The organism is Streptomyces sp. NBRC 109706, assembly GCF_000974485.1.
Lineage (GTDB): Bacteria > Actinomycetota > Actinomycetes > Streptomycetales > Streptomycetaceae > Streptomyces.
In genome coordinates this window covers 34,553-59,582 of record NZ_BBOM01000008.1, presented here as the reverse complement: position 1 = coordinate 59,582, position 25,030 = coordinate 34,553, and the positions used below count along the sequence as shown (strand labels likewise).

Genomic DNA, 25,030 nt, shown 5'->3' with positions numbered 1-25,030 from the left:
CGTCAGGGCTCACCCAGCTCCCGGTCGATCAGGTCGAACATCTCGTCGTCCGAGACGGAGTCGAGGACCTCGTCGGTGAGGACGGTGCTCTCGGGGGTTCCGTCCGACGGGGCGGCTTCGTTGCCGAGGCGCCAGGCGAGGTTCTGGAGGCGTTTGGCGATGCGGGCGCGGTCCTCGTGCGCCGCGTCGAGTTCGGCCAGGGCGCTGTCCAGCCGTTCGATCTCGTCGAGGATGCGGCTGCCCGTGGTGTCGGCCGGTGCGAGGCGGCTGTCGAGATAGCGGGCGAGCGCGGCGGGCGTCGGATGGGCGAACGCCAGCGTGGTCGGCAGGTCAAGCCCCGTCTCGGCGACCAGGCGGTTGCGGAGTTGCACGGACATCATGGAGTCGAAGCCCAACTCCTTTACCAGCCGGTCGGGTTCGACGTCGCGCGCGGAGGAGTGGCCGAGCACGGCGGCGATCTGCTGGCGTACCAGCAGGGTCAGGGCGCGTTCCCGTTCGGCGTCGTCCAGTCCGGCGAGCCGCTGGGTGAGCGCGGCGCCCGCCTGGGCGTCGGCGGTGGTGCCGGCGGCGACGCGGCGCCCGGCGGGGGCGGCGGTCGCGGCGGCCAGCTCGCGGAGTTCGGCGGGGAGGGTGCCCTCGGCGGCGGCGCGGCGCAGGGCGCCCGGGTCGAGGCGGGTGGCGACGGCGAGCGTCCGGTCGTGCCTGATGGCCTGGGCGGCGCCGTCGGCCAGCCACTGGGTCGACCTGGGGTCGCCCTGGGCGGCGGCCGTCCCCGGCCAGTCCGCGCCGGTCACGACGGCGGCCGGCAGGCCACGGGCGTGGCGCCGATGGGCGATGAAGTCCAGTTCGGCGTCGGGGAGTTCGGCGCAGCAGACGAGAGTGACGTCCGGGGTTTCGGCGGTGAGCCGGTCCAGCCGGTCGACGGTCGCCCGGCTTCCGGTGGTGTCGACGATCGCGGTCAGTGGCCGGTCGGCGGGGGTGGCGGCGACGAGTTCGGCGAGGAGGTCGCCATCGCCCGGGTCGCCGGGCGCGGCGACCGGAGCGGTGGTTTCGGCGGTGGACTCGGCTGCCTGGGCGACGAGTTGGTCGGCCTCCGGCCCCGCGACGACCAGCCTGGCTCCGGTGGGCGCCAGCCGGTGGACCAGGGCGGCGGCCAGCGGTCCGCTGCCGACCACCAGCACGGTGGCGTCGGCGGTGAGCCGGTCGGCCGTCGGGGCGGGCGCGGGCTGCGCGGTGATCCTGGGCGCCAGCAACTCCTCGCTGCGGATGGCGAGTCGCGGTTCGCCGGTGACGGCGGCCGCCACCGCGCGCGGCAGCTGGTCGGCGGCGAACTCGTCGTCGAGGTCGACGAGGAGCGCCCGGCCCGGCGCGGTGCGGACGAGCTGGTGCACCTCGGCCCCTTCGGGGTCGGTGACCTGGTCGCCCGGGGTGGTGGCCACGGCGCCGCAGGTCACCACCGTCAGCAGCGAGCCGGCCAGCCGCCTCTCGGCGTGCCAACCGTCCAGCAGTTCCGGGGTGTTGGCGGCGGGTGGCCGGACGGCGAGGACGACGTCGGGGGCCGGCACGCCGGCGTCCAGAACGGCGCGCAGCGCGGCCAGGTCGCCGTAGGCGTCGACGGCGTGCCCGGCGTCCTGGACGGCGGCGCCGGCGCCGAGCCCGTCCTGGCCGAGCACGGCCCAGCGGAGCCCGGCGGGTTCCTCGTCCGCATCGGGCCGGTCGGGCAGCGACTGCCAGGCGCGGGTGAGGAGTTCGGCGCCGGCGCCGGCCGCCGCCGTGACGGTGCGGGCGAGTTGGTCGGCGGACACGGTGCGCTGCACCAGGGTCTCGACGGTGGCGACCGGCGCGCCCGCCGGGTCGGCGAGGAGGATGGCCAGCCCGTCGTCGCCCACCGGGGTGAGGCGGACACGGAGTTCGGTCGCGCCACCGGCGAGCAGCGTCAGCCCGTTCCAGGCCATGGGCTGGCGGATCGTGCCGGGTTGGGCGGGCGCGCCGACGCCGGCGGCCTGGAGCGCGGCGTCGAGCAGCGCGGGGTGCAGGCCGTAGCGGGCGGCGTCGGCCTGCTGGGGCTCGGGCAGCCTGGCCTCGGCATAGATCTCCTCGCCGCGTCGCCAGACGGCGCTCAGCCCCTGGAACGCGGGCCCGTAGCCGTAGCCGGCGGCTTCGGCGACCCGGTAGAAGTCGGCGATGTCGACGGGTTCGGCGCCTGCGGGCGGCCAGGCCGCCAGGTCGTCGGCCGGTGCCGGCGGCCCGGCGGGGGCGAGGACGCCCTCGGCGTGGCAGGTCCACGGCTGGTCGGCGGGCGCTTCGTCGGGCCGTGCGTAGACGCCGAGTTCGCGGCTGCCGTCCTCGGTGGCCGGTCCCACGACCAGCTGGATCCGCACCTGTCCCTCGGCGGGGAGCGCCAGTGGGGCGAGCAGCAGCAGTTCCCGCAGCCGGCCGCAGCCCACCTCGTCGCCGGCGCGGGTGGCGAACTCGGTGAACACCGAGCCGGGGAGCAACGCGAGCCCGGCGACGGTGTGTTGGGCGAGCCAGGGCTGGTTGCGGGCGCTGATCCTGCCGGTGAGCAGCAGCCCGTCGCCGGCGGCCAGCGGCACGGTGGCGCCCAGCAGCGGGTGCCCGGCGTCGCCGAGGCCGAGGCCGGCGGGGTCGGCGGCGGTGGCGCCGGCGGCGTTGAGCCAGTAGCGGCGGCGCTGGAACGGGTAGGGCGGCAACTCGACGCGCCTGGGCCGGTGTTCGCCGAGCAGCGCCCCCAGGTCCACGTCCACGCCGCGCACCCACAGTTCGCCGGCGTTGGCGATCAGCCGTTCGGGTCCGTCCTCGGCGCGGCGGAGCGTGCCGACGGCGGTGGCCTGGGCGCCGGCGGCGTCGATGATCTCCAGCATGGGGACGTTGAGCACCGGATGCGGGGAGACCTCGACCAGCGCGGCGCAGCCCAGGTCGAGGGCGGTGCGCACGGCCCGTTCGAACTCGACGGTTTCGCGGAGGTTGGCGTACCAGTAGGCGGCGTCCATGGTCTCGCCGTCCTGGACCTCGCCGGTGACCGTGGAGACCAGGGGCACCCGGGTGGCGCGGGGTTGGACGGGAGCGGTGGCGGCGAGCAGTTCGTCGCGCAGCGCGTCCATCCGGGGCGAGTGCGCCGGGTGGGTGCCGGGGACGCGTCGGCACCAGACCTCCTCGGCGGCGAGCAGTTCGGCGAGTTCGTCGAGCGCGGCGAACTCGCCCGAAACCACAATGCCGGTGGGGCCGTTGACGGCGGCGACGGAGAGTCGGTCGGGCCAGCGGGTCAGCCAGCCGTCGACCTGTTCGCGGGTGGCGGCCACGGTCAGCAGGGTGCCGCTGTCGCGGGTGGGCGCCACCAGGGCGGAGCGGGCGACGATGACGCGGGCGGCGTCCTCCAGGGTGAGCGCGCCGGCGACGGCGGCGGCGGCGAGCTCACCCTGGGAGTGGCCGATCACGGCGGTCGGCACCACGCCAAGCGCCTCCCAGACGGCCGCCAGGGAGACCATCACCGCCCAGAGCAGCGGCTGCAGCACCTCGACGTCCTCCAGCCAGTCCGGCTCGGCGGCGCCGGTCAGGACCTCGGTGACGGACCAGTCGACAAACGGCGCGAGCGCCGCCTCGCACTCCGCGAGGCGGGCGGCGAAGACGGGCGAGGTGGCGAGCAGGTCGCGGCCCATGCCGATCCACTGGGAGCCCTGTCCCGGGAAGACGAAGGCGACGCCGCCGCTGAGGTCCGCGTGACCGACGACGAGATGGCCGGCCGGCTCACCCCGTCGGCCGCCCGCTTCCTCCGTTCCCCCGCCACCGCCACGGCCGTTGTCGGCGTTGTCGGCGTTGTCGGCGGAGAGGGTGGTGGCGCCGGCGGTGAGGGTGGCCAGGTCCCGGCCCCACACCAGGGCGCGGTGCTCGAAGGTGGCCCGACGGGTCAGCAGCGCGTCCGCCACATCCGCCGGATGGGCGTCCAGATCGGCGACATGCCGGGCGAGCAGTTCGCCCTGCGCGCGCAGGGCGCCGGCGGCCCGCGCGGACAGCGCCCAGGGCAGCACGGCCGGCTCGAACGGGACCGGCCCCTCCCTGGTGACGCCGCCGGCCGGCTCGACGGCCGGTTCGGCGGCGGGCTCCTCCAGGATGACATGGGCGTTGGTGCCGCTGATCCCGAAGGAGGAGACGGCGGCGCGGCGCGGTCCCGCGCCGGCCTTCCAGGGGCGGGCGGCGGACAGCAGCGCGACCGGCCCCGCGGTCCAGTCGATCAGCGGGGACGGTTCCTCGACGTGCAATGTCCTGGGCAGTTCCTGGGCCTGCATGGCCATCACCATCTTGATGACGCCGGCGACACCCGCGGCGGCCTGCGCATGCCCGATGTTGGACTTGACGGAGCCCAGCCACAGCGGCCGGTCGTCGGCCCGGTCCCGGCCATAGGTGGCCAGCAGCGCCTGGGCCTCGATGGGGTCGCCAAGCGAGGTTCCGGTGCCATGCGCCTCGACGGCGTCCACGTCGCCAGGCCGGAGTCCGGCGTTGGCCAACGCGGCGCGGATGACCCGCTGTTGGGAAGGGCCGTTGGGCGCGGTGAGACCGTTGGAGGCACCGTCCTGGTTGACGGCCGAGCCCTTGACGACGGCCAGCACCCGGTGTCCGTTGCGGCGCGCGTCGGAGAGCCGTTCGAGGAGCAGCATGCCGACGCCCTCGGCCGGCCCGAAGCCGTCGGCGCCGGCGCCGAACGCCTTGCAACGGCCGTCGGTGGCCAGCCCGCGCTGGCGGCTGAACTCGACAAAGATGCCGGGTGTGCTGAGCACGGTGACGCCGCCGGCAAGCGCCAGATCGCTCTCGCCTCGGCTGAGTGACTGGGCCGCGAGGTGCAGCGCGACCAGTGACGCCGAGCAGGCCGTGTCCACGGTGACGGCGGGGCCCTCCAGGCCGAGGGCGTAGGAGATCCGGCCGGAGGCGACGCTGGCCGCCGTGCCGGTGCCGACCACGCCCTGCAGTTCGTCGGGGACATGGGTCGGCGAGGAGGAGAGGCTGTTGGTGAGGGCGACGATGCCGGTGTAGACGGCGGTCTGGCTGCCGTGCAGCGTCGTCGGGTCGATGCCGGCCCGTTCGATGGCGTCCCAGGACGCTTCGAGCAGCAGCCGCTGCTGCGGGTCCATGGCCAGCGCCTCGCGCGGCGAGATGCCGAAGAACGCGGCGTCGAAGTCCCCGGCGCCGGTGAGGAATCCGCCTTCGCGGGTGTATGTCGCGCCCAGCCGGTCGGGGTCCGGGTCGTAGTAGTCGTCGATGTTCCAGCCCCGGTCGTCGGGGTAGCGGCCGATGGCGTCGGTGCCGTCGGCCACCAGCCGCCACAGGTCGTCTGGCGATTCGACGCCGCCGGGGTAGCGGCAGGACATGCCGATGATCACGATCGGGTCGTCCGCCGGGTCGTCGCCTCGTCCGGCGCGCGCCATGGCGCCGGACGGGCCCTGGGCGCCCTCGTCGGGGAGCAGTTCGCCGCGCAGAAAGCGGGCGACGGCGAGCGAGGTGGGGTGGTCGAAGACCAGGGTGGCGGGCAGCGCCAGGCCGGTCGCGGCGATCAGCCGGTTCCGCAGTTCGACGGCGGCCAGCGAGTCGAAGCCGAGTTCCTTGAACGGCTTGTCGCGGGCGACCGCCTGCCCGCCACGGTGTCCGAGCACGGTCGCGACCTGGTCGCGCACCAGCTCCACCAGGGCCTTCTCCCGCTCCTGCGGCGCGAGGCCCAGCAGCCGGCCCACCAACTCGCCGCCCTGCTCGGCCTGTTGCTGCCCGGGTCCGGCGCGCTCGGCCAGTTGCCGCACCTGCGGCAGGTCGCCGATCAGCGGGCTGGGCCGAAGCGCGGCGAAGACGCCGGCGAACTGTTCCCAGTCCACGTCGAAGACGCTGACCGTGCGGTCGCCGCCGCGCACCGCCTGCCGCAGCGCGGTGAGGGCCCGGCCGGGCACCAGCGGCGTCAGCCCGGAGCGGCGCATGCCGCGTTCGACGGCCTCCGTTCCGGTGGCCATGCCGGCGCCGGCCCATGGCCCCCAGGCGACGGAGACGGCCGGCAGACCCGCGTCCCGACGGCGTTCGGCGAGCGCGTCGAGAAAGGCGTTGCCGGCCGCGTAGGCGGCCTGCCCCGGCGATCCGAAGGTGCCGGCGAAGGAGGAGAACAGGATGAAGCTGGAGAGTTGATGATGGAGCGTCAGCACGTGCAGGTTGAGCGCCGCGGTCACCTTGGGCCGCAGCACCCGGCGCATCGGCTCGGCGGTGAGGGTGTCCAGCAGGCCGTCGTCCAGCACGCCGGCGGCATGCACCACGGAGGTCAGCGGCCGGTCATCCGGCACATCGGCCAGCACCCGGGCCAGCCGCTCGCGGTCGGCGGCGTCGCAGGCCGCGAGCGTCACCTCGGCGCCCGCGGCGCGGAGTTCGTCGGCCAGTTCGGGTGCGCCGGGCGCCTCGGCGCCGCGTCGGCTGAGCAGCAGCAGATGCTGGGCGCCGTTCTCGGCGAGCCAGCGCGCCAGTTCGGCGCCGATGCCGCCGGTGCCGCCGGTGATCAGCACGGTGCCGGAAGGCGGCCAGGCCGCGTCGGCGGACTCCGGCGGCAGGGGCGCCTGCGCCAGCCGGCGGGCCAACGCGCCGGAGCGGCGCACCGCCACCTGGTCCTCGCCGCCGCCGGACAGCAGCCCGGCCAGCAGCCGGGCGCCGCGCTCGTCCAGCTCTTCGGGGAGGTCCACCAGGCCGCCCCACCGCTCGGGTGTCTCCAGGCCGATGACCCGGCCCAGGCCCCAGAGCATCGCCTGCGTGGCGTCCGGTGCCGGCTCGGCCGGGGCGCCGGCGATGGCGCCGCGTGTGGCGCACCACAGCGGGGCGCCGATGCCGGCGTCGGCGAGCGCCTGCACCAGGGTGACGGTGGCGGCCAGGCCGTGGGGCAGTTCGTCGTCGACGAGCGTCGGCGTCTCGGCCAGCGCGAGCAGTGACAGCACCCCGGTGAACGGGGGCTGGTCATCCTCCGAGGGCGCGCCGGCCGCCAGGTCGAGCACCAACTCGGTGAGGTGGTCGGCGAGTTCCATCCGGTGGGCGCCATCGGCCTCGATGGTGACGGGCTCCACCCGCGCGCCGTGCGCGGTCAGCGCGGCGTGACAGGACTCGATCAGCGCCGGATCGGTCGCTGCCGAGGGAACGACGAGCAGCCAGCTGCCGCCGCGCAACGCGGGCGCCGGCGGCTCGACCGGCTTCCACTCCACCCGGTAGCGGTGGTCGCCGGCCAGACCTCGTTCGCGCCGCTCGCGCCGCCAGGAGGAGAGCTGCGGCAGCACATCGCGGAGCGAGTCGTCGCCGTCCACCTGCAGCGCCTCGGCGAGCACCGCGAGGTTCTGCTGCTCGACGGCGTCCCAGAACCGTGCCTCCTCGGGGTCGACGGCGGCCAACTCGTCGGTGAGCGGCGCGTTCTGGAGCCAGTACCGCTGATGCTGGAAGGCATAGGTCGGCAGGTCCACCTGCCGGACGGTCCGGCCGGCGAAAGCGGCCCGCCAGTCGACGGAGGCGCCGCGTACCCAGACCCGGGAGAGCGCGGCGGTGAACGTCGCCACCTCGTCGCGTTCGCGGCGGGTGGCGGCGACAAACGCGGCGCCGGTGTCGCCGTCGGGGACGCATTCGGCGCCCATCGCGGTGAGCGTGGCGTCCGGGCCCAATTCGAGGAAGGTGGCCGTTCCGGCGGCGCGCAGCGTGCTGATCCCGTCGGCGAACCGCACCGTGGCCCGCACATGCCGTACCCAGTAGTCGGCGGTGACGATCTCCTCGCCCGCCTCCTCGCCGGTGACATGGGAGATCACGGGGACGGTGGGGGCGTGGTAGGTCAGCGATTCGGCGACCCGCTGGAACTCGCCCAGCATCGGCTCCATCAACCGCGAGTGGAACGCATGCGAAACGGTCAACCGCCGGGTCTTCACGCCCGCTTCGGCGAACTCGGCGCGCAGCGCCTCAACCTCGGCCTCAGCACCGGCGACGACCACGGAGAGCGGACCGTTGACGGCCGCGATATCGAGATCCGTGCGCTCGCGGACGGTCTCCTCCGACGCCTGGACGGACAGCATCGCCCCACCGGACGGCAACGCCTGCATCAACGACCCACGCGCCGCCACCAGACGACAGGCATCAGCAAGATCAAAGACCCCGGCCACATGAGCCGCCACGATCTCACCAATCGAATGCCCGGCCACAAAATCAGGCCGCACCCCGAACGACTCCACCAACCGCCACAACGCCACCTCAACAGCGAACAACCCCGCCTGGGCGAACACGGTCTGGTCAAGATCGGCGCTCGACTCGTCCGCAAGCACCTCGCCCAACGGACGCGGCAACAACCCGTCGAACCCGGCACAGACCTCGTTCAGCGCCTCGGCGAACACCGGGAAGGCAGCGGCCAGTTCGGCACCCATCCGCGCCCGCTGCGCGCCCTGACCCGTGAACAACACCGCCAACCGGCCGTCCACCGCGCCCTCGACGGCCAACGCCCGCAGCCCGGCGACCAGTTCATCGGCGTCCCGACCCCACACCACCGCGCGCGAAGCCAGTTGGGTCCGCGTGTCCGCCAGCGACCAGCCGACGTCCACCGGGTCCAACTCGCCGACTGCAGCGGCCAGTCGCCCCGCCTGAGCGGTCAGCGCCTCGTCGGTATGGGCGGACAGCGTCCAGGGCAGCGCGGGGAGCGCGTTCCCTGGGAGGACGGTGGCGGACGGCTCGGCGTCGTCCGGCGCCTGCTCCAGAATCACATGCGCGTTGGTGCCGCTGATGCCGAAGGAGGACACCCCGGCCCGACGCGGACGGCCCTCGTCCACCGTCCATTCCCGCGCCTCCGTCAACAGCGCCACCGCGCCGGCGGACCAGTCCACGAACTCCGAGGGCTCGTCCACATGCAGGGTGGGCGGCAGCACGCCCGCCCGCATGGCCATGACCATCTTGATGATGCCGGCGACACCGGCCGCCGCCTGGGTGTGGCCCATATTGGACTTGATGGAGCCCAACCACAGCGGCCGGTCCCCCGGCCGCTCCTGCCCATAGGTGGCCAGCAGCGCCTGCGCCTCGATCGGGTCGCCCAGCGAGGTGCCGGTGCCATGCCCCTCCACCGTGTCCACATCGGCGGCCGTCAGCAGCGAGTTCTCCAACGCCTGCCGGATCACGCGCTGTTGGGAGGGACCGTTGGGCGCCGTCAACCCGTTCGACGCGCCGTCCTGGTTGATGGCGGAGCCCCGCACCACGGCCAGCACCCGGTGCCCGTTGCGGCGGGCGTCCGAAAGCCGCTCGACGAGCAGCATCCCCGCGCCCTCGCCCCAACCGGTGCCGTCGGCCGCCGAGGCGAAGGACTTGCAGCGGCCGTCGGCGGCCAGTCCGCGCTGGCGCCCGAACTCCACAAAGGTCGCCGGCGTCGACATCACGGTGACGCCGCCCGCGAGCGCCAGATCGCACTCGCCGTTGCGCAGCGCCTGCGCCGCCAGATGCAGCGCGACCAGCGACGAGGAGCAGGCGGTGTCCACGGTGACCGCCGGGCCCTCAAGGCCGAACGAGTAGGCCAGCCGCCCGGAGAGCACACTGCCGGCCGTGCCGGTGCCGATATAGCCGCCGACCTCGTCCGGCAGCCGGGTCAGCCGGCTGCCGTAGTCGTGGTACATCAGCCCGGCGAAGACGCCGGTGCGGCTGCCGCGCACCGAGTCCGCCGGAATACCGGCCCGTTCGAACGCCTCCCAGGTCGTCTCCAGCAGCAGCCGCTGCTGCGGGTCCATGGCCAGCGCCTCACGCGGCGCGATGGCGAACGGTTCGCCGTCGAAGTCCGCCGCCTCGTAGAGGAATCCGCCCTCACGACTGTAGGTGCGCCCCGGCACCCCCGGCTCAGGATCGTAGATGCCCTCGACATCCCAGCCACGGTCGACGGGGAAGGTGCCGATCACGTCCGCGCCGGTGCTCACCAACTCCCACAGGTCTTCGGGCGAGTTGACCCCACCCGGGTAGCGGCAGGCCATTCCGACGATCGCGATCGGCTCGCGGTGCGCGGCGAGGAGCTGCCGGTTCTGCTTGCGGAGTTGCTTGGTCTCGGCCAGCGAAGCCCGCAGGGCCTCGACGATCTTCTCGTTGCCAATGGATGCCGCCATGAGCGTTCAGCTTTCTCGTGGATTCGGTCAGGAGTCGGAGTCGCCGAGTGCCATCCGCACGAGGTCGTCGACCTCCATGTCGGCCAGGCCGAGATCCGGATCGTCCTCGGACGACGACTTCTCCTCGTCGTCCGCCGGCTGGGCCAGCTGGAGCAGCGCTTCCATCAGCCCCGACGCCCGGAGTTGGGCGAGCGGGATGGACGCCAGCAGGTCGCGGAGCTCCGCGTCCCGTGCGTCCTCCGGCGGGCCGGCGTCCTCGGGCACGAGCTGCCCGACAAGCGCCTGGGCCAGCCCGGCCGGCGTCGGGTGGTCGAAGACGAGGCTGGCGGCCAGCCGCAGCCCGGTGGCGAAGCCGAGCCGGTTCCTCAGGTCGACCGCCGTCAGCGAGTCGAACCCCAACTCCTGGAATTGCCGGTCCACATCGACGGCGACGGCGTTCTGATGCCCGAGAACCTGGGCGACCTCGCCGCGTACCAGGTCGGTGACGACGCGCACCCGCTCCGCCTCGCTCAGGCCGGCCAGCCGCCGCCGCAGGGCCGCCGGGTCGTCGGCGCCGGAGGCGCCGGCCGCCGAGGCACGCCTCGGCCGAGTGCGGACCAGGCCACGGAGCATCCCGGGCAGCGGCCCGCGCTCCGCCTGCCGCCGCAGCGCCGAGGCGTCCAACGGGGCGGCCACCAGCAGGGGTTCGTCGCCGAGGAGCAGCGCCTCGTCGAAGAGCGCGAGCCCCTGGGCTCGCGACAGCGGCACCAGGCCGCTGCCGGCCATCCGTTCCCGGTCGGCGGCGCCCAACTCCCCGGCCATGCCGCCGGCTTCGGCCCAGGGGCCCCAGGCCAGGGAGACGCCGGGCAGGCCGAGTGCGCGCCGGTGGGCGGCCAGTCCGTCGAGGAAGGTGTTGGCCGCCGCGTAGTTGCCCTGGCCAGGGCCGCCGAGGATGCCCGCCACCGAGGAGTAGAGCACAAACAGCGACAGGTCGGCGTCCCTCGTCAACTCGTGCAGATTGACGGCCGCTTCCATCTTCGGCCGCAGCACCCGTCGCAACTGATCATCCGTCAGCGTGGCGATCAGCCCGTCGTCCAGCACCCCGGCCGCGTGCACCACTCCGGTGAGCGGACGCTCGGCCGGGATGCTGTCGAGGACCTTGGCGAGCTGGTCGCGGTCCGCCACATTGCAGGCGGCGATCTCCACTTCCGCACCCAACTCGCCCAGCTCAGCGGCGAGTTGGCGGGCGCCGGCGGCGTTGATACCGGCCCGGCTGGTCAGCAGCAGGGAGGTCACACCGTGTTCGGTGACCAGATGGCGGGCCAGCAGCCCGCCCAGGGCGCCGGTTCCGCCGGTGACCAGCACGGTGCCGGGGAACGTGGCCGACGCGGCCGGCTTCCCGCCGCCGGTCTCGACGACCCTGGTCAGCCTGGGCACGCGCAACTGCCCTTCCCTGACCGCGATCTGCGGCTCGTCGGCCGCGATGGCCCGCGCGACCGCATCGGTTACCGCGCTCTCCTCGACCGCGGCATCGGGGTCGAGGTCGACCAGCAGGAACCGGCCGGGGTTCTCCGTCTGCGCGGACCGCACCAGCCCCCACACCGGCGTGTGCATCAGATCCCTCACATCGTTGCCGTGTCCGGCTATCGCCCCCTGAGTGACCACCGCCAGACGCGACACGGCCAACCGCTCATCAACCAAGCACGCCCGCAAGACGGCCAACACCCCAGTGATGGCCTCCCCACCCCCTACGTTCAGCGGCCGGTCGTCGGCCGACGGCAGGCAGGGCAGCAGCAGCACGGCCGGCGGTTCCGCACCCGCGTCCAGCGCGCTGACGAGGGCGGAGAGGTCCCGGTGCCGGGTGGCGAGCCCGGCCCCGTCGAGCGGCGCGGAGCCCAGCACAGCGCAGTCGGCGGCGGAAATGTCCCCGCCGTCGGCCAGCGGTGTCCACTCGACCCGGAGCAGCGCGTCGGATGTGGCGGCGGCCGCCGCGGCCAGCTGTTCCCCGGTCACCGCGCGCAGCAGCAGGGAGCCGACGGCGGCCACCGGACGCCCGGCGGCATCGGCGATCTGAAGTGCGATTTCGTTGTCGGAGACCGGGATGATGCGCACCCGCAGGGCGGTCGCGCCGGAGGCCAGCAGCGACACTCCGGACCAGGCGAACGGCAGCCGCACGCCGTTGCCGCCCTCGGACTCCTTCGGGTCGGTCCCGGCGTCGGCGGCGGCCAGGCCCTGCGCATGCAGTGCGGCGTCCAGCAGCGCCGGGTGCAGGCCGTAGCGCGAGGCACGGCCGGCCTCCTCGTCGGGCAGCGCGACCTCGGCGAAGATCTCGCTGCCATACCGCCAGGCGGCACGCAACCCCTGAAACACGGGCCCGTATCCATAGCCCGAGTCGGCGAGCGTCGGGTAGATCCCGGACACCTCGACGGCCTCCGCACCCGCCGGCGGCCAGACGGCCAAGTCCTGTGCGTCCGGCAGCGGTTCGGCCTCCCGATCGAGTACGCCATCGGCGTGGTGGAGCCACGCGTCGCCGGCGTCGGCGTTCTCCGGGCGGGAGTAGATCCGCACCTCACGACCGCCCGTCGGATCCGGCCCACCGACCACGACCTGCACCTGGACGGCGCCCCGCTCGGGCAGCGCGAGCGGCGCCTGGAGCGTCAGCTCCCGCACCTGCCCGTAGCCGACCTCGTCGCCGGCGCGGACGGCCAGCTCGACAAAGCCGGTGCCCGGGAAGAGCACCGTGCCGCCGATGGTGTGATCGGCCAGCCAGGGCTGCAGCCGCGCGGAGATCCGGCCGGTGAGAACCACCCCGTCCTCGGCGGCCAGGCTGACCGCCGCGCCGAGCAGCGGATGCCCGGCGGCGCCAAGGCCGAGGCCGGTCGGGTCGCCGTTGGTGTCGCCCTCCAGCCAGTAGCGGCGGCGCTGGAAGGCGTAGGTCGGCAGCTCCACCTGCCGGACGGCCCGCCCGGCGAAAGCGGCCCGCCAGTCCAGCCGCGCGCCGCGCGCCCACACCCGGGAGAGGCCGGCGGTGAACGTCGCCACCTCGTCATGCTCCCGACGGGTGGTGGGAACGAACGCGGCCGTCGTGTCGTCCTCGGCCAGGCACTCAGCGCCCATCGCGGTCAACGTGGCATCCGGACCCAACTCAAGGAACGTCGCCACCCCGGCCGCACGCAACGCGGTGATCCCGTCGGCGAACCGGACGGTGGCGCGGACATGCCCCACCCAGTACTCGGCACTGCCGATCTCCACCCCGGCCGCCGCACCCGTCACATTGGAAATCACCGGCAGGGCGGGGGCGCGGTAGGTGACGGACTGGGCGACTTCCTCGAACTCGCCCAGCATCGGCTCCATCAACCGGGAGTGGAACGCATGCGAGACCGTCAACCGCCGGGTCTTGACACCCGCTTCGGCGAACTCGGCCCGCAGTGCCTCGACGTCGGCCTCAGCACCGGCGACCACCACGGACTGGGGACCGTTGACGGCGGCGATATCCAGATCCGTGCGCTCACGAACCGTCTCCTCCGACGCCTGAACGGAGAGCATCGCCCCACCGGACGGCAACGCCTGCATCAACGACCCACGCGCCGCCACCAAACGACAGGCATCAGCCAGATCAAAGACCCCGGCGACATGAGCCGCCGCGATCTCACCGATCGAATGCCCCGCCACAAAATCGGGCCGCACCCCAAACGACTCCACCAACCGCCACAACGCCACCTCAACCGCGAACAACCCCGCCTGAGTGAACACCGTCCGATCCAGATCAGCGCTCGACTCGTCCGCAAGCACCTCGCCCAACGGACGCGGCAACAACCCATCGAAGCCCGCACACACCTCGGCCAAAGCATCCGCGAACACCGGGAAGGCAGCCGCCAGTTCGGCACCCATCCGCGCCCGCTGCGCACCCTGACCCGTGAACAACACCGCCAACCGGCCCTCGACCACCGACTCAGCGGCCAACGACCCCAGCCCCGCGACCAGTTCACCGGCGTCCCGACCCCACACCACGCCCCGCGTCGACAGCTCCGCACGCCCGGTGGCCAACGACCACCCCACATCGGCGATATCGAGATCGCCCGCCACCGAAGCCAACCGCTCCGCCTGCGCCGCCAACGCCTCCCCGCTCCGCGCGGAAAGCACCCACGGCAACGCCGAAGCCGGTGCCCCCGGCAACACCACGGCCGCCGGCTCGGCATCCTCCGGAGCCTGCTCCAGGATCACATGGGCATTGGTGCCGCTAATGCCGAACGAGGAGACGCCGGCACGACGCGGCTGGCCGTTGGACTTCCACTGTTGGGTCTCCCGCAGCAGCGCGACGGTACCCGACCAGTCGACCTGACTGGTCGGCTCGTCCACGTGCAGCGTTTGGGGCAACTGCCCATGCCGCATCGCCATCACCATCTTGATCAGGCCGGCGGCACCGGCCGCCGCCTGGGTGTGGCCGATATTGGACTTGATGGACCCCAACCACAGCGGCCGGTCCTCGTCCCGCTCCTGGCCATAGGTCGCGATCAACGCCTGGGCCTCGATCGGGTCACCCAGGCGGGTGCCCGTGCCATGCGCCTCCACCGCGTCGATGTCCGCGGTCGTCAGCCCGGCGTTGGCCAACGCGGCCCGGATCACCCGCTGTTGAGAAGGACCGTTCGGCGCGGTCAGTCCGTTGGACGCGCCGTCCTGGTTGACCGCCGAGCCCTTGACCACCGCGAGGATCTGGTGCCCGTTGCGGCGGGCGTCCGAAAGCCGCTCGACCACCAGGACGCCGACGCCCTCGCCCCAGCCGGTGCCGTCGGCCGCCGAGGCGAACGGCTTGCAGCGACCGTCGGCCGCCAACCCGCGCTGCCGGCTGAACTCGACAAAGGCACCCGGCGTGGCCATGACGGTGATACCGCCGGCCAGCGCCATCTCGCATTCGCCGTTGCGCAGCGCCTGCGCCGCCAGATGCAGCGCGACCAGCGACGACGAGCAGGCCGTGTCCACCGTCACCGCCGGGCCCTCAAGACCCAGCACATAGGCGACCCGGCCCGAGATCACGCTGGTCGTGGTGCCGGTGAGCGCATAGCCCTCGGCACTGTCGGACATGCCCTGCGTGCTGCTGCCATAGGCGGACTGGACGCCGCCGATAAAGGTGCCGACGGCTCGGCCGCGCAGCGACGTCGGATCGATGCCGGACCGCTCCAGGGATTCCCAGGCGACTTCGAGGAGCAGCCGCTGCTGCGGATCCATGGCCAGCGCCTCGCGCGGCGAGATACCGAAGAAGTCGGCGTCGAACTCGGACGCCTCGTGGATAAAGCCGCCCTCCCGCACATAGGAGGCCCCAAGGGTCTCGGGGTCCGGGTCGTAGAGGCGTTCCAGATCCCAGCCCCGGTCGGCGGGGAACGGCCCCATCGCGTCGACGCCGTTGACGAGTTGACGCCACAGCTCCTCCGGTGAGTCCATGCCGCCGGGGAACCGGCAGGCCATTCCGACGATGGCGAGCGGTTCGTCGGTCGCGATGTCGGCGGACGTCGTCGGCTGGTCCGACTCCTCGGTGTCGCCGCCGAGTTCGCCGAGCAGGAACGCGGCGAGCGCGGCCGGCGTCGGGTAGTCGAAGATCAGCGTGGCCGGCAGCCGGAGACCGGTGGCCCCGTTGAGCCGGTTGCGGAGTTCGACGGCGGTGAGGGAGTCGAAGCCCAGGTCCTTGAACTGCCGTTCGGCGTTGACCGCTTGGGCGTCGGCGTGGCCGAGCACGGCCGCCACATGGGTGCGGACCAGTTCGGATACCAGCGTCACCCGGTCGGCGGCGGCCAGCCGCCCGAGCTGGGCGGTGAGCGAGGACGGGCTGCCCGTCCCGCCGGCCGCGGTACGCCGCCCGGTGACCCGGATCAGGGTGCGGAACAGCGGCGGCACGGCCTGGGCGCCGCTGGCCTGGGCGCGGCTGCGCATCGCGGCGAGGTCGAGCCTGATCGGGACGGTTACGGCCTCGTCGAGCCCTCGGGCGAGGTCGAAGAGCGCCAGTCCCTGGGCCGAGTCGAGAGGAGCCAGGCCGCCGCGCGCCAGGCGGCTGAGATCGGCCTGCGACAGGTTGCCGCTGACCGCGCTCGCCTGCTCCCAGAGCCCCCAGGCGAGGGAGGTCGCGGGCAGACCATGGGCTCGGCGGTGGGCGGCCAGCGCGTCGAGGAAGGTGTTGGCGGCCGCGTAGTTGGCCTGTCCGGCGTTGCCGAGGATGCCGGCCGAGGAGGAGTAGAGCGCGAAGAGCCGCAGATCGGCGTCCCGGGTCAGCTCGTGCAGGTTGACGGCGGCGTCGATCTTCGGTCGCAGCACCCGCTCGATCCGCTCCTCGCTGAGCGAGCCGAGCATTCCGTCGTCCGCGATGCCGGCGGCGTGGACGACACCGGTCAGGGGGTGCTCGGTGGGGATGGCTGCGAGGACGGCGGCCAGCTGCTCGCGGTCGGCCGCGTCACAGGCGGCGATCCGCACCTGGGCGCCCAACTCGCTTAGTTCGGAGGTGAGTTCGGCGGCGCCGGGGGCGTCGAGCCCGGCGCGGCTGGTCAGCACCAGCGAGGTCACCCGATGCTCGGTGACCAGATGGCGGGCCAGCAGCGAACCGAGGGTGCCGGTGCCGCCGGTGATCAGCACCGTGCCGTTCGGTTCCAGACCGGCCGGTACGGTCAGCACGATCTTCCCGATGTGCCGGGCCTGACTCATAAACCGGAACGCCTCCGGCGCCCGCCGCACATCCCAGGTGGTCACCGGCAGTGGCCGCACCCGGCCCCGGCCGAGCAGTTCGACGATATGCCGCAGCATCTCGCCGATCCGGTCATGGCCGGCCTCCAGCATGTCGAAGGCGCGGTAGGTGACGCCGGGGTGGTCCTGGGCGATCTGCTGGGGGTCGCGGATATCGGTCTTGCCCATCTCCAGGAACCGGCCGCCGCGCGGCAGCAGTTCGAGGGACGCGTCGACGAACTCCCGCGCCAGCGAGTCAAGGACGACATCGACGCCCGCGCCGTCGGTCGCCGCCAGGAACGCCTCGCGGAAGTCCAGATCACGCGAGGACGCGATCCGCTCCCCCGCGACCCCCAACTCCCGCACCGCCGGCTGCTTGGCCTCGCTGGCGGTGGCGAACACCGTCGCGCCCAGGTGCTGGGCGAGTTGCACGGCGGCCATGCCCACGCCACCGGCGGCGGCATGGATCAGCACCGACTCCCCGGACCGCAGACCGGCCAGGTCGACCAGCCCGTAGTAGGCGGTCAGATAGACCACGGGCACGGAGGCTGCCTGCTCGAACGACCAGCCTTCCGGCATCGGCACGACCAGCCGGGCGTCGACCATCGCCGACGAGCCGAAGCCCTGGTGGATCAGGCCCATCACCCGGTCGCCGACGGCCAGTTCGGTGACATCCGCACCGACCTCGACGACCACGCCGGCGGCCTCGCTGCCGAGCAGCACCTCACCCGGATACATCCCCAGGCCCATCAACACATCACGGAAGTTCAGCCCGGCGGCACGAACCGCCACCCGCACCTCACCAGCGGCCAGACCCCGCGCGGCCTCGGGAGCCGGCACCAACGCCAACGACTCCAACGTGCCGCCACCCGTCACATCCAACCGCCACCCGGACTCACCCACCGGCGGCACCAACCCACCACCCACAGCCGACACCCGCACCAACCGAGGCGCCAACAACACCCCACCCCGCACCGCCAGTTGTGACTCCGAACCGGAAAGCGCGGCGGCCAGAACGGAAGCGGCGGCGGGCCCCGCCGTGCCGGGTTCCAGGTCCAGCAGGACGATGCGGCCCGGGTTCTCCGCCTGGGCCGTCCGCGCCAGGCCCCAGATCGGGGCGGCGGGGAGATCGGCGATGTCCTGGCCGGGTCCGACGGGGACCGCGCCCGAGGTGACCACCAGCAGTCGGGAGTCGGCCAGCCGCTCGTCCGCCAGCCAGTCGCGCACGGCGCGCCATGTCTCCAGCGTCTTCTCGCGGGCGGCGTCCGCCAGTTCGCCGGCGGCCGCGCCATCGCCGTGCGTCAGCACCAGAACGCCGGGTGCGGCGGTGCCGTCCCCGATCGGCTGCTCACGGTTGGGCAGGCCGAGCCCCAGGGGGTCGTCGTCGACGAGCAGTGCCCAAGTGCCCTGGTCGATCTGGGTGTTGGCCTCGCCGGCCTCGGCCGGTAGCCAGTCGAGCCGGTAGAGCGAGTCCAGGGCGTCCGAGTCCTTCGAGGCGAGTTGGCCTGTGCTCACCGCGCGCAGGGTGAGGGAGTCGATCCGAGCGACCGGCCGGCCGGTCGCGTCGGCCAGCGCGATCGACGCGTTCTCCCGGCTTCTGACCGTGCAGTGGACCCGCACCGCCGTGGCGCCGGTGGCCTGCAGGGACACTCCCGACCAGGCGAACGGCAGCCGAATCCGCCCGTCGTCCTCGGCGTCTCCGTCGGCGGAGGCGCCCAGCCCGTGCGCGTGCAGTACGGCGTCGAGCAGCGCGGGGTGGATGCCGAAGCGGCCCGCGTCGGCCCCAGCGGACTCGGGCAGGGCGACCTCGGCGAAGATCTCGTCGCCGCGCCGCCAGGCGGCCCGCAGCCCCTGGAACATGGGGCCATAGCCGTAGCCTGCCTCGCCGATCGCGGCATAGAAGCCGGAGACATCGACCGTCTCGGCGTCGGCCGGGGGCCACTGGCCGGGGGCGGTCTCCTCGGCCGGCGCGACCCGTTCCGGGTCGAGCACGCCGTCGGCGTGGCAGGTCCAGGTCTCTTCGGTCTGGGCGCTCTCCGGGCGGGAGTAGATCCGCACCTCGCGCCGGCCCGCCTCGTCGGCACCACCGACCACGACCTGCACCTGAACGGCACCGCGCTCGGGGAGGACCAGCGGCGCCTGGAGAGTGAGTTCGTGCAGCAGGGTGCTGCCGACCTCGTCGCCGGCGCGGATGGCCAGTTCGACAAAGCCGGTGCCGGGGAAGAGCACCGTGCCACCGATGGCGTGGTCGGCCAGCCACGGGTGGGTGCTCAGGGAGAGACGGCCCGTCAGCATCACTCCGCCCTCGGCGGCCAGGTTGACGCTGGCGCCCAACAGCGGGTGTCCGGCGGCGCTTTGACCGAGGCCGGTCGGGTCGCCGTTGGTGTCGCCCTCCAGCCAGTAGCGGCGGCGCTGGAAGGCGTAGGTCGGCAGCTCCACCTGCCGGACGGCCCGGCCGGCGAACGCCGCCCGCCAGTCGACGGACGTTCCGCGCGCCCACACCCGGGAGAGGCCGGCGGTGAACGTCGCCACCTCGTCATGCTCCCGACGGGTGGTGGGAACGAACGCGGCCGTCGTGTCGTCCTCGGCCAGGCACTCCGCACCCATCGCGGTCAACGTGGCATCCGGACCCAACTCAAGGAACGTCGCCACCCCGGCGGCACGCAACGCGGTGATCCCATCGGCGAACCGAACGGTGGCCCGCACATGCCCCACCCAGTACTCGGCGCTGCCGATCTCCACCCCGGCCGCCGCACCCGTCACATTGGAAATCACCGGCAGGGCGGGGGCGCGGTAGGTGACGGACTGGGCGACTTCCTCGAACTCGCCCAGCATCGGCTCCATCAACCGGGAGTGGAACGCGTGCGAGACGGTCAACTTCCGTGTCTTGACACCCGCTTCGGCGAACTGAGCGCGCAGTGCCTCGATGGCGGCCTCACTGCCGGCGACCACCACGGACTGGGGACCGTTGACGGCGGCGATATCCAGATCCGTGCGCTCACGAACCGCCTCCTCCGACGCCTGAACCGAAAGCATCGCGCCACCGGACGGCAGCGCCTGCATCAACGACCCACGGGCGGCGACCAGTCGGCAGGCATCAGCGAGGTCAAAGACCCCGGCGACATGAGCGGCCGCGATCTCACCAATGGAGTGCCCCGCCACAAAGTCGGGTCGCACCCCAAACGACTCCACCAACCGCCACAGCGCCACCTCAACAGCGAACAACCCGGCCTGAGTGAACACCGTCCGATCCAGATCAGCGCTCAACTCGTCCGCAAGCACCTCGCCCAACGGACGCGGCAACAACCCGTCGAACCCCGCACACACCTCGGCCAAGGCATCGGCGAACACCGGGAAGACGGCCGCCAGTTCGGCACCCATCCGCGCCCGCTGCGCACCCTGACCCGTGAACAACACCGCCAACCGGCCCTCGACCACCGACTCAGCGGCCAACGACCCCAACCCGGCTAGCAGTTCACCAGCGTCCCGACCCCACACCACGCCCCGCGTCGACAGCTCCGCACGCCCGGTGGCCAACGACCAACCCACATCGGCGATATCAAGATCGCCCGCCACCGAAGCCAACCGCTCCGCCTGCGCCCCCAACGCCTCCCCGCTCCGCGCGGAAAGCACCCACGGCAGCACCGAAGCCGGCGCCCCCGGCAGCACCACGGCCGCCGGCTCGGCATCCTCCGGAGCCTGCTCGACGATCACATGCGCGTTGGTGCCGCTGATGCCGAACGAGGAGACGCCCGCCCGACGCGGCCCGCCCTGCTCCGTCCACTCCCTGGACTCCGACAGCAGCGCCACCGCACCCGCCGACCAGTCCACATGCGAGGTCGGCTCGTCCACATGGAGGGTCGAGGGGAGGACGCCCTCGCGCATGGCCATGACCATCTTGATGATGCCCGCGACGCCGGCGGCAGCTTGGGTGTGGCCGATATTGGACTTGATGGACCCCAACCACAGCGGCCGGTCCTCGTCCCGCTCCTGGCCGTAGGTGGCGAGCAGCGCCTGCGCCTCGATCGGGTCGCCGAGCCGGGTGCCCGTGCCATGCGCCTCCACCACGTCGACATCCCCGGCCGAGAGACCGGCATTGGCCAACGCGGCCCGGATCACCCGCTGTTGAGAAGGACCGTTCGGCGCGGTCAGTCCGTTGGACGCACCGTCCTGGTTGACCGCCGAGCCCTTGACGACGGCCAGCACCCGGTGCCCGTTGCGGCGGGCGTCCGAAAGGCGCTCGACGAGGAGCATGCCGACGCCCTCGCCCCAGCCGGTGCCGTCGGCCGCCGAGGCGAACGGCTTGCAGCGACCGTTCGTCGCCAGCCCGCGCTGCCGGCTGAACTCGACAAAGGTGTTGGGGGTGGGCATCACGGTGGCGCCGCCGGCGAGCGCCAGATCGCATTCGCCGTTGCGCAGCGCCTGCGCCGCCAGGTGCAGCGCGACCAGCGACGACGAGCAGGCGGTGTCCACGGTGACCGCCGGGCCCTCAAGCCCAAGGGTGTAGGCCACCCGGCCGGAGGCGAGGCTGACCATGGTGCCGGTGCCGATAAAGCCCTCGACCTGCTCGGGGATGCTGGTCAGGCCGGTGGCGTAGCCGGTCCCCAGCACGCCGGCGAAGACTCCCGTTCGGCTGCCGCGCACCGACTCGGCGGCGATGCCTGCCTGTTCGAAGACCTGCCAGGACGCTTCGAGGAGCAGCCGCTGCTGCGGATCCATGGCCAGCGCCTCGCGCGGCGAGACGCCGAAGAAGTCCGCGTCGAACTCCGTCGCATCGTAGAGGAACGCGCCCTTCTGCGTGTAGCTGGTGCCGTGCCGCTCCATCTCCGGGTCGTAGAGGCGTTCGACGTCCCAGCCACGGTCGGTCGGGAAGTCGCCGACCGCGTCCGTGCCCTCGACGACCAGCCGCCACAGGTCCTCGGGCGATTCGACGCCGCCCGGGAACCGGCAGGCCATGCCGACGATCGCGATCGGCTCGTCGACCGCGTGGGGGGTAGCCACCACGGCGCCGGCCTGGTCGGCCACCTCGCCCCAGACCTCCCGGAAGACGAAGGCGGCGAGGGCCCCGGGCGTCGGATGGTCGAAGACCAGGGTCGCCGGCAGTCGCAGGCCGGTGGCCGTGGTGAGGCGGTTGCGCAGCTCGACGGCGGTCAGGGAGTCGAATCCCAGGTCCTTGAACCGGCGTTCGGGATCCACGGCGAGCGGATCGGCGTGGCCGAGCACCGCCGCCACATGGGTGCGCACCAGCTCAAGCACCGTCTGGAGGCATTCGTTCTCACCCAGCGCGGCAAGCTGCCGGCGCAGCGTGGACGCCTCCGCCCCCGTCCCGGCGGCCACCGCCGAACGGCGGGTGCGCGAGGGGCGGACCAGTCCGCGCAGCAGACCGGGCACCGTGCCCTGGTCGGCCTGTGCCTGGAGGGCCGCCTGGTCGAGCGGGGTCGCCACCAGCAGCGCGTCGTATGCCCCGCTGGCCGCGTCGAACAGCGCCAATCCGTGATCGGATGCCAGGGTCGGCACGCCGTTCTGGGCCATCCGGGCCCGGTCCCGCACGGCCAGATCGGCGGTCATGCCGCTGGCCTCGTCCCACAGACCCCAGGCCAGGGAGGTACCGGGCAGGCCGTGGGCCCTGCGGTGCGCGGCCAGGGCGTCAAGGAAGGTGTTGGCCGCCGCGTAGTTGGCCTGCCCCGCGTTGCCGAACACTCCGGCGGCCGACGAGTACAGCACAAACATCGACAGGTCGATATCGCGGGTCAACTGGTGCAGGTTGACGGCCGCGTCCACCTTCGGCCGCAGCACCCGCCGCACCTGCTCCGCCGTCAACGAGCCGAACAGGCCATCGTCCAACACACCGGCCGCGTGCACCACACCCGTCAGCGGGAACTCTGCGGGCACCGCGGTCAGCGCACCCGCCAACTGCCCTCGGTCCGCCGCGTCACAGGCGATGACCTCCACCCGGGCACCCAACTCACGCAGCTCGGCGACGAGTTCGGCGGCGCCCGAAGCGTCAAGGCCGGCACGGCTGGTCAACACCAGCGACCGCACCCCATGTCCTGTCACCAGATGCCGCGCCAACAGCGCACCCAAGGTCCCCGTACCGCCGGTGATCAGCACCGTCCCGTCCGCGTCGAGCGCGCGGGGCACGGTGAGCACGATCTTGCCGGTGTGCTTTGCCTGGCTCATGAAGCGCAGCGCCTCGGGGGCGCGCCGCACATCCCAGGTGGTGAGCGGCAATGGGCGCAACGCACCCTGCTCGAAGAGTTCGACGAGCGCGGTGAGCATCTCGCCGAGCCGGACGGGGCCGGCGTCGAGCACGTCGAACGCCTGGTAGGCGACGCCAGGATGGTCTTGGGCGACCTGCTCGGGGTCGCGGATATCGGTCTTGCCCATCTCCACGAACCGGCCGCCGCGCGGCAGCAGTTCGAGGGACGCGTCGACGAACTCCCGCGCCAGCGAGTCAAGGACGACATCCACGCCGGCACCGTCGGTCGCGGCGAGGAACGCGTCGCGGAAGTCCAGGTCCCGGGAAGAGGCCAGATGCCGGTCATCGACGCCGAGGCCGCGCACCACGTCCCATTTGGGTCGGCTCGCCGTGGTGAAGACCTCGGCGCCGAGGTGCTGGGCGAGTTGGACGGCGGCCATGCCCACACCGCCGGCGGCGGCATGGATCAGCACCGACTCCCCGGCGCGCAGCTCGGCCAGGTCGACCAGCCCGTAGTAGGCCGTGAGATAGACGATCGGGACGGCCGCGCCCTGCTCGAACGTCCAGCTGTCCGGCATCCGCACCACCGTCCGGTGGTCGGTGACGGCCAGCGGCCCGAACGAGCCGGGGATGATGCCGAACACCCGGTCCCCCGGGGCGAGTTCCGTGACGTCCGCACCGACGTCGACGATCACGCCGGCGGCCTCGCCACCGAGGTTGGCCGCCCCCGGGTACATGCCGAGGCCGATCAGCACATCGCGGAAGTTGAGGCCGGCCGCCCGGACGGCGACGCGCACCTGCCCGGACTCCAGCGGAGCGGTGACCTCGGCGCCGGGCAGCAGCGCCAGGCTCTCCAGGGTGCCGGCGCCGGTGGACTCCAGGCGCCATGCGGGCTCGTTCGTGGGGGGCAGCAGCGGTCCGCCGGCGCCGGCGCGTGCCAGGCGCGGCACCCGCGACTGGCCGGCGCGCAGCGCGAGTTGCGTCTCCCCGGCAGCCAGCGCCGCGTTGACGGCCGCGACCACATCGGTGTTCTCCGGGGCCTCAGGGGCGGAGTCGAGGTAGGGATCAGGATCGGGATCGAGGTCGAGGAGCAGCAGCCGGTCCGGGTTCTCGGACTGCGCGGAACGGATCAGACCCCACACCGGGGCGAGGTCGAGACGCCGCACATCCTCTCCCGGCCCGGTGGCGACGGCCCCACGGGTGACGACGACCAGCCGCGCATCGGCGAGTTCTTCCCGCGCCAGCCACTCCTGCACGACGTCCAGCGCCTCCAGCGTCACGGCCTCCGCCTCCGCCGCCGCAGCCGGTTCGCCGGCATCGGCGGCCGGGGACCACAGGACGACCGAGGGGACCTCGTCGTCCATGCCGGCCAGGTCGGCGAGGGTGGCGGCGGCCCGCAGCGGGGGCCCGTCGCCGAGGCCGTACCTGTCCTCGCCGAGGAGCGCCCAACCTGCCGACGTCGCACCGTCGTTGGCGTTGTCGGTGCGCAGCGGCACCCAGTCGACGCCGAAGAGCGCGTTCCGCTCGGGACCGGCGTCCGCCGCCAGCTCCGCCGCAGCCATGGCGCGCAGCACCAGCGACTCAACGCGCGCCACGGGCTGGCCCGCGGAGTCGGCCGCGTCGATGGACACGGCGTCGGGGCCCGCGGGGACGATCCGCACCCGCAGGGCGGTGGCGCCCGCGGCGAGCAGCGAGACACCCGTCCAGGCGAACGGGAGCCGCGCGCCGCCCTCGGCGGCCAGCGGACCGAACCCGTTGGCCTGCAGCGCCGCATCGAGCAGCGCCGGGTGGAGGCCGAAGCGCACGGCCTCGGGCAGGACCTCCTCCGGCAGCGCGACCTCGGCGAAGACCTCGTCGCCGCGCCGCCAGGCCGCGCGCAGCCCCTGGAACGCGGGCCCGTATCCGTAACCCGCCTCGGCCATGGCCGAGTAGAAGCCCGACACCTCCACCGGTTCGGCGTCGGCCGGCGGCCACGCCGCCAGGTCGGCGACCCGTTCGCGGACGGCAGCTTCGGGAG

Annotated in this window: 2 protein-coding genes (1 of these 2 only partly in view); both read right to left on the bottom strand. The window is 73.2% G+C overall.

Going from position 1 to position 25,030, the window contains the following annotated elements:
- Nucleotides 1–2: 2 nt before the first annotated feature.
- A complete protein-coding gene (locus AOM46_RS17580; RefSeq protein ID WP_370592742.1) occupies nt 3–10,079 on the bottom strand; it encodes a type I polyketide synthase in 10,077 nt (3,358 codons plus the stop codon).
- Nucleotides 10,080–10,157: 78 nt separating this feature from the next.
- On the bottom strand, nt 10,158–25,030 hold the 3' portion of the coding sequence (locus tag AOM46_RS35410; protein ID WP_062212858.1) for a type I polyketide synthase. Its footprint extends 13,462 nt past the window's final position; 14,873 of the gene's 28,335 nt are visible here — the last part of the coding sequence; the start codon falls outside the window, past its right edge; its stop codon occupies nt 10,158–10,160.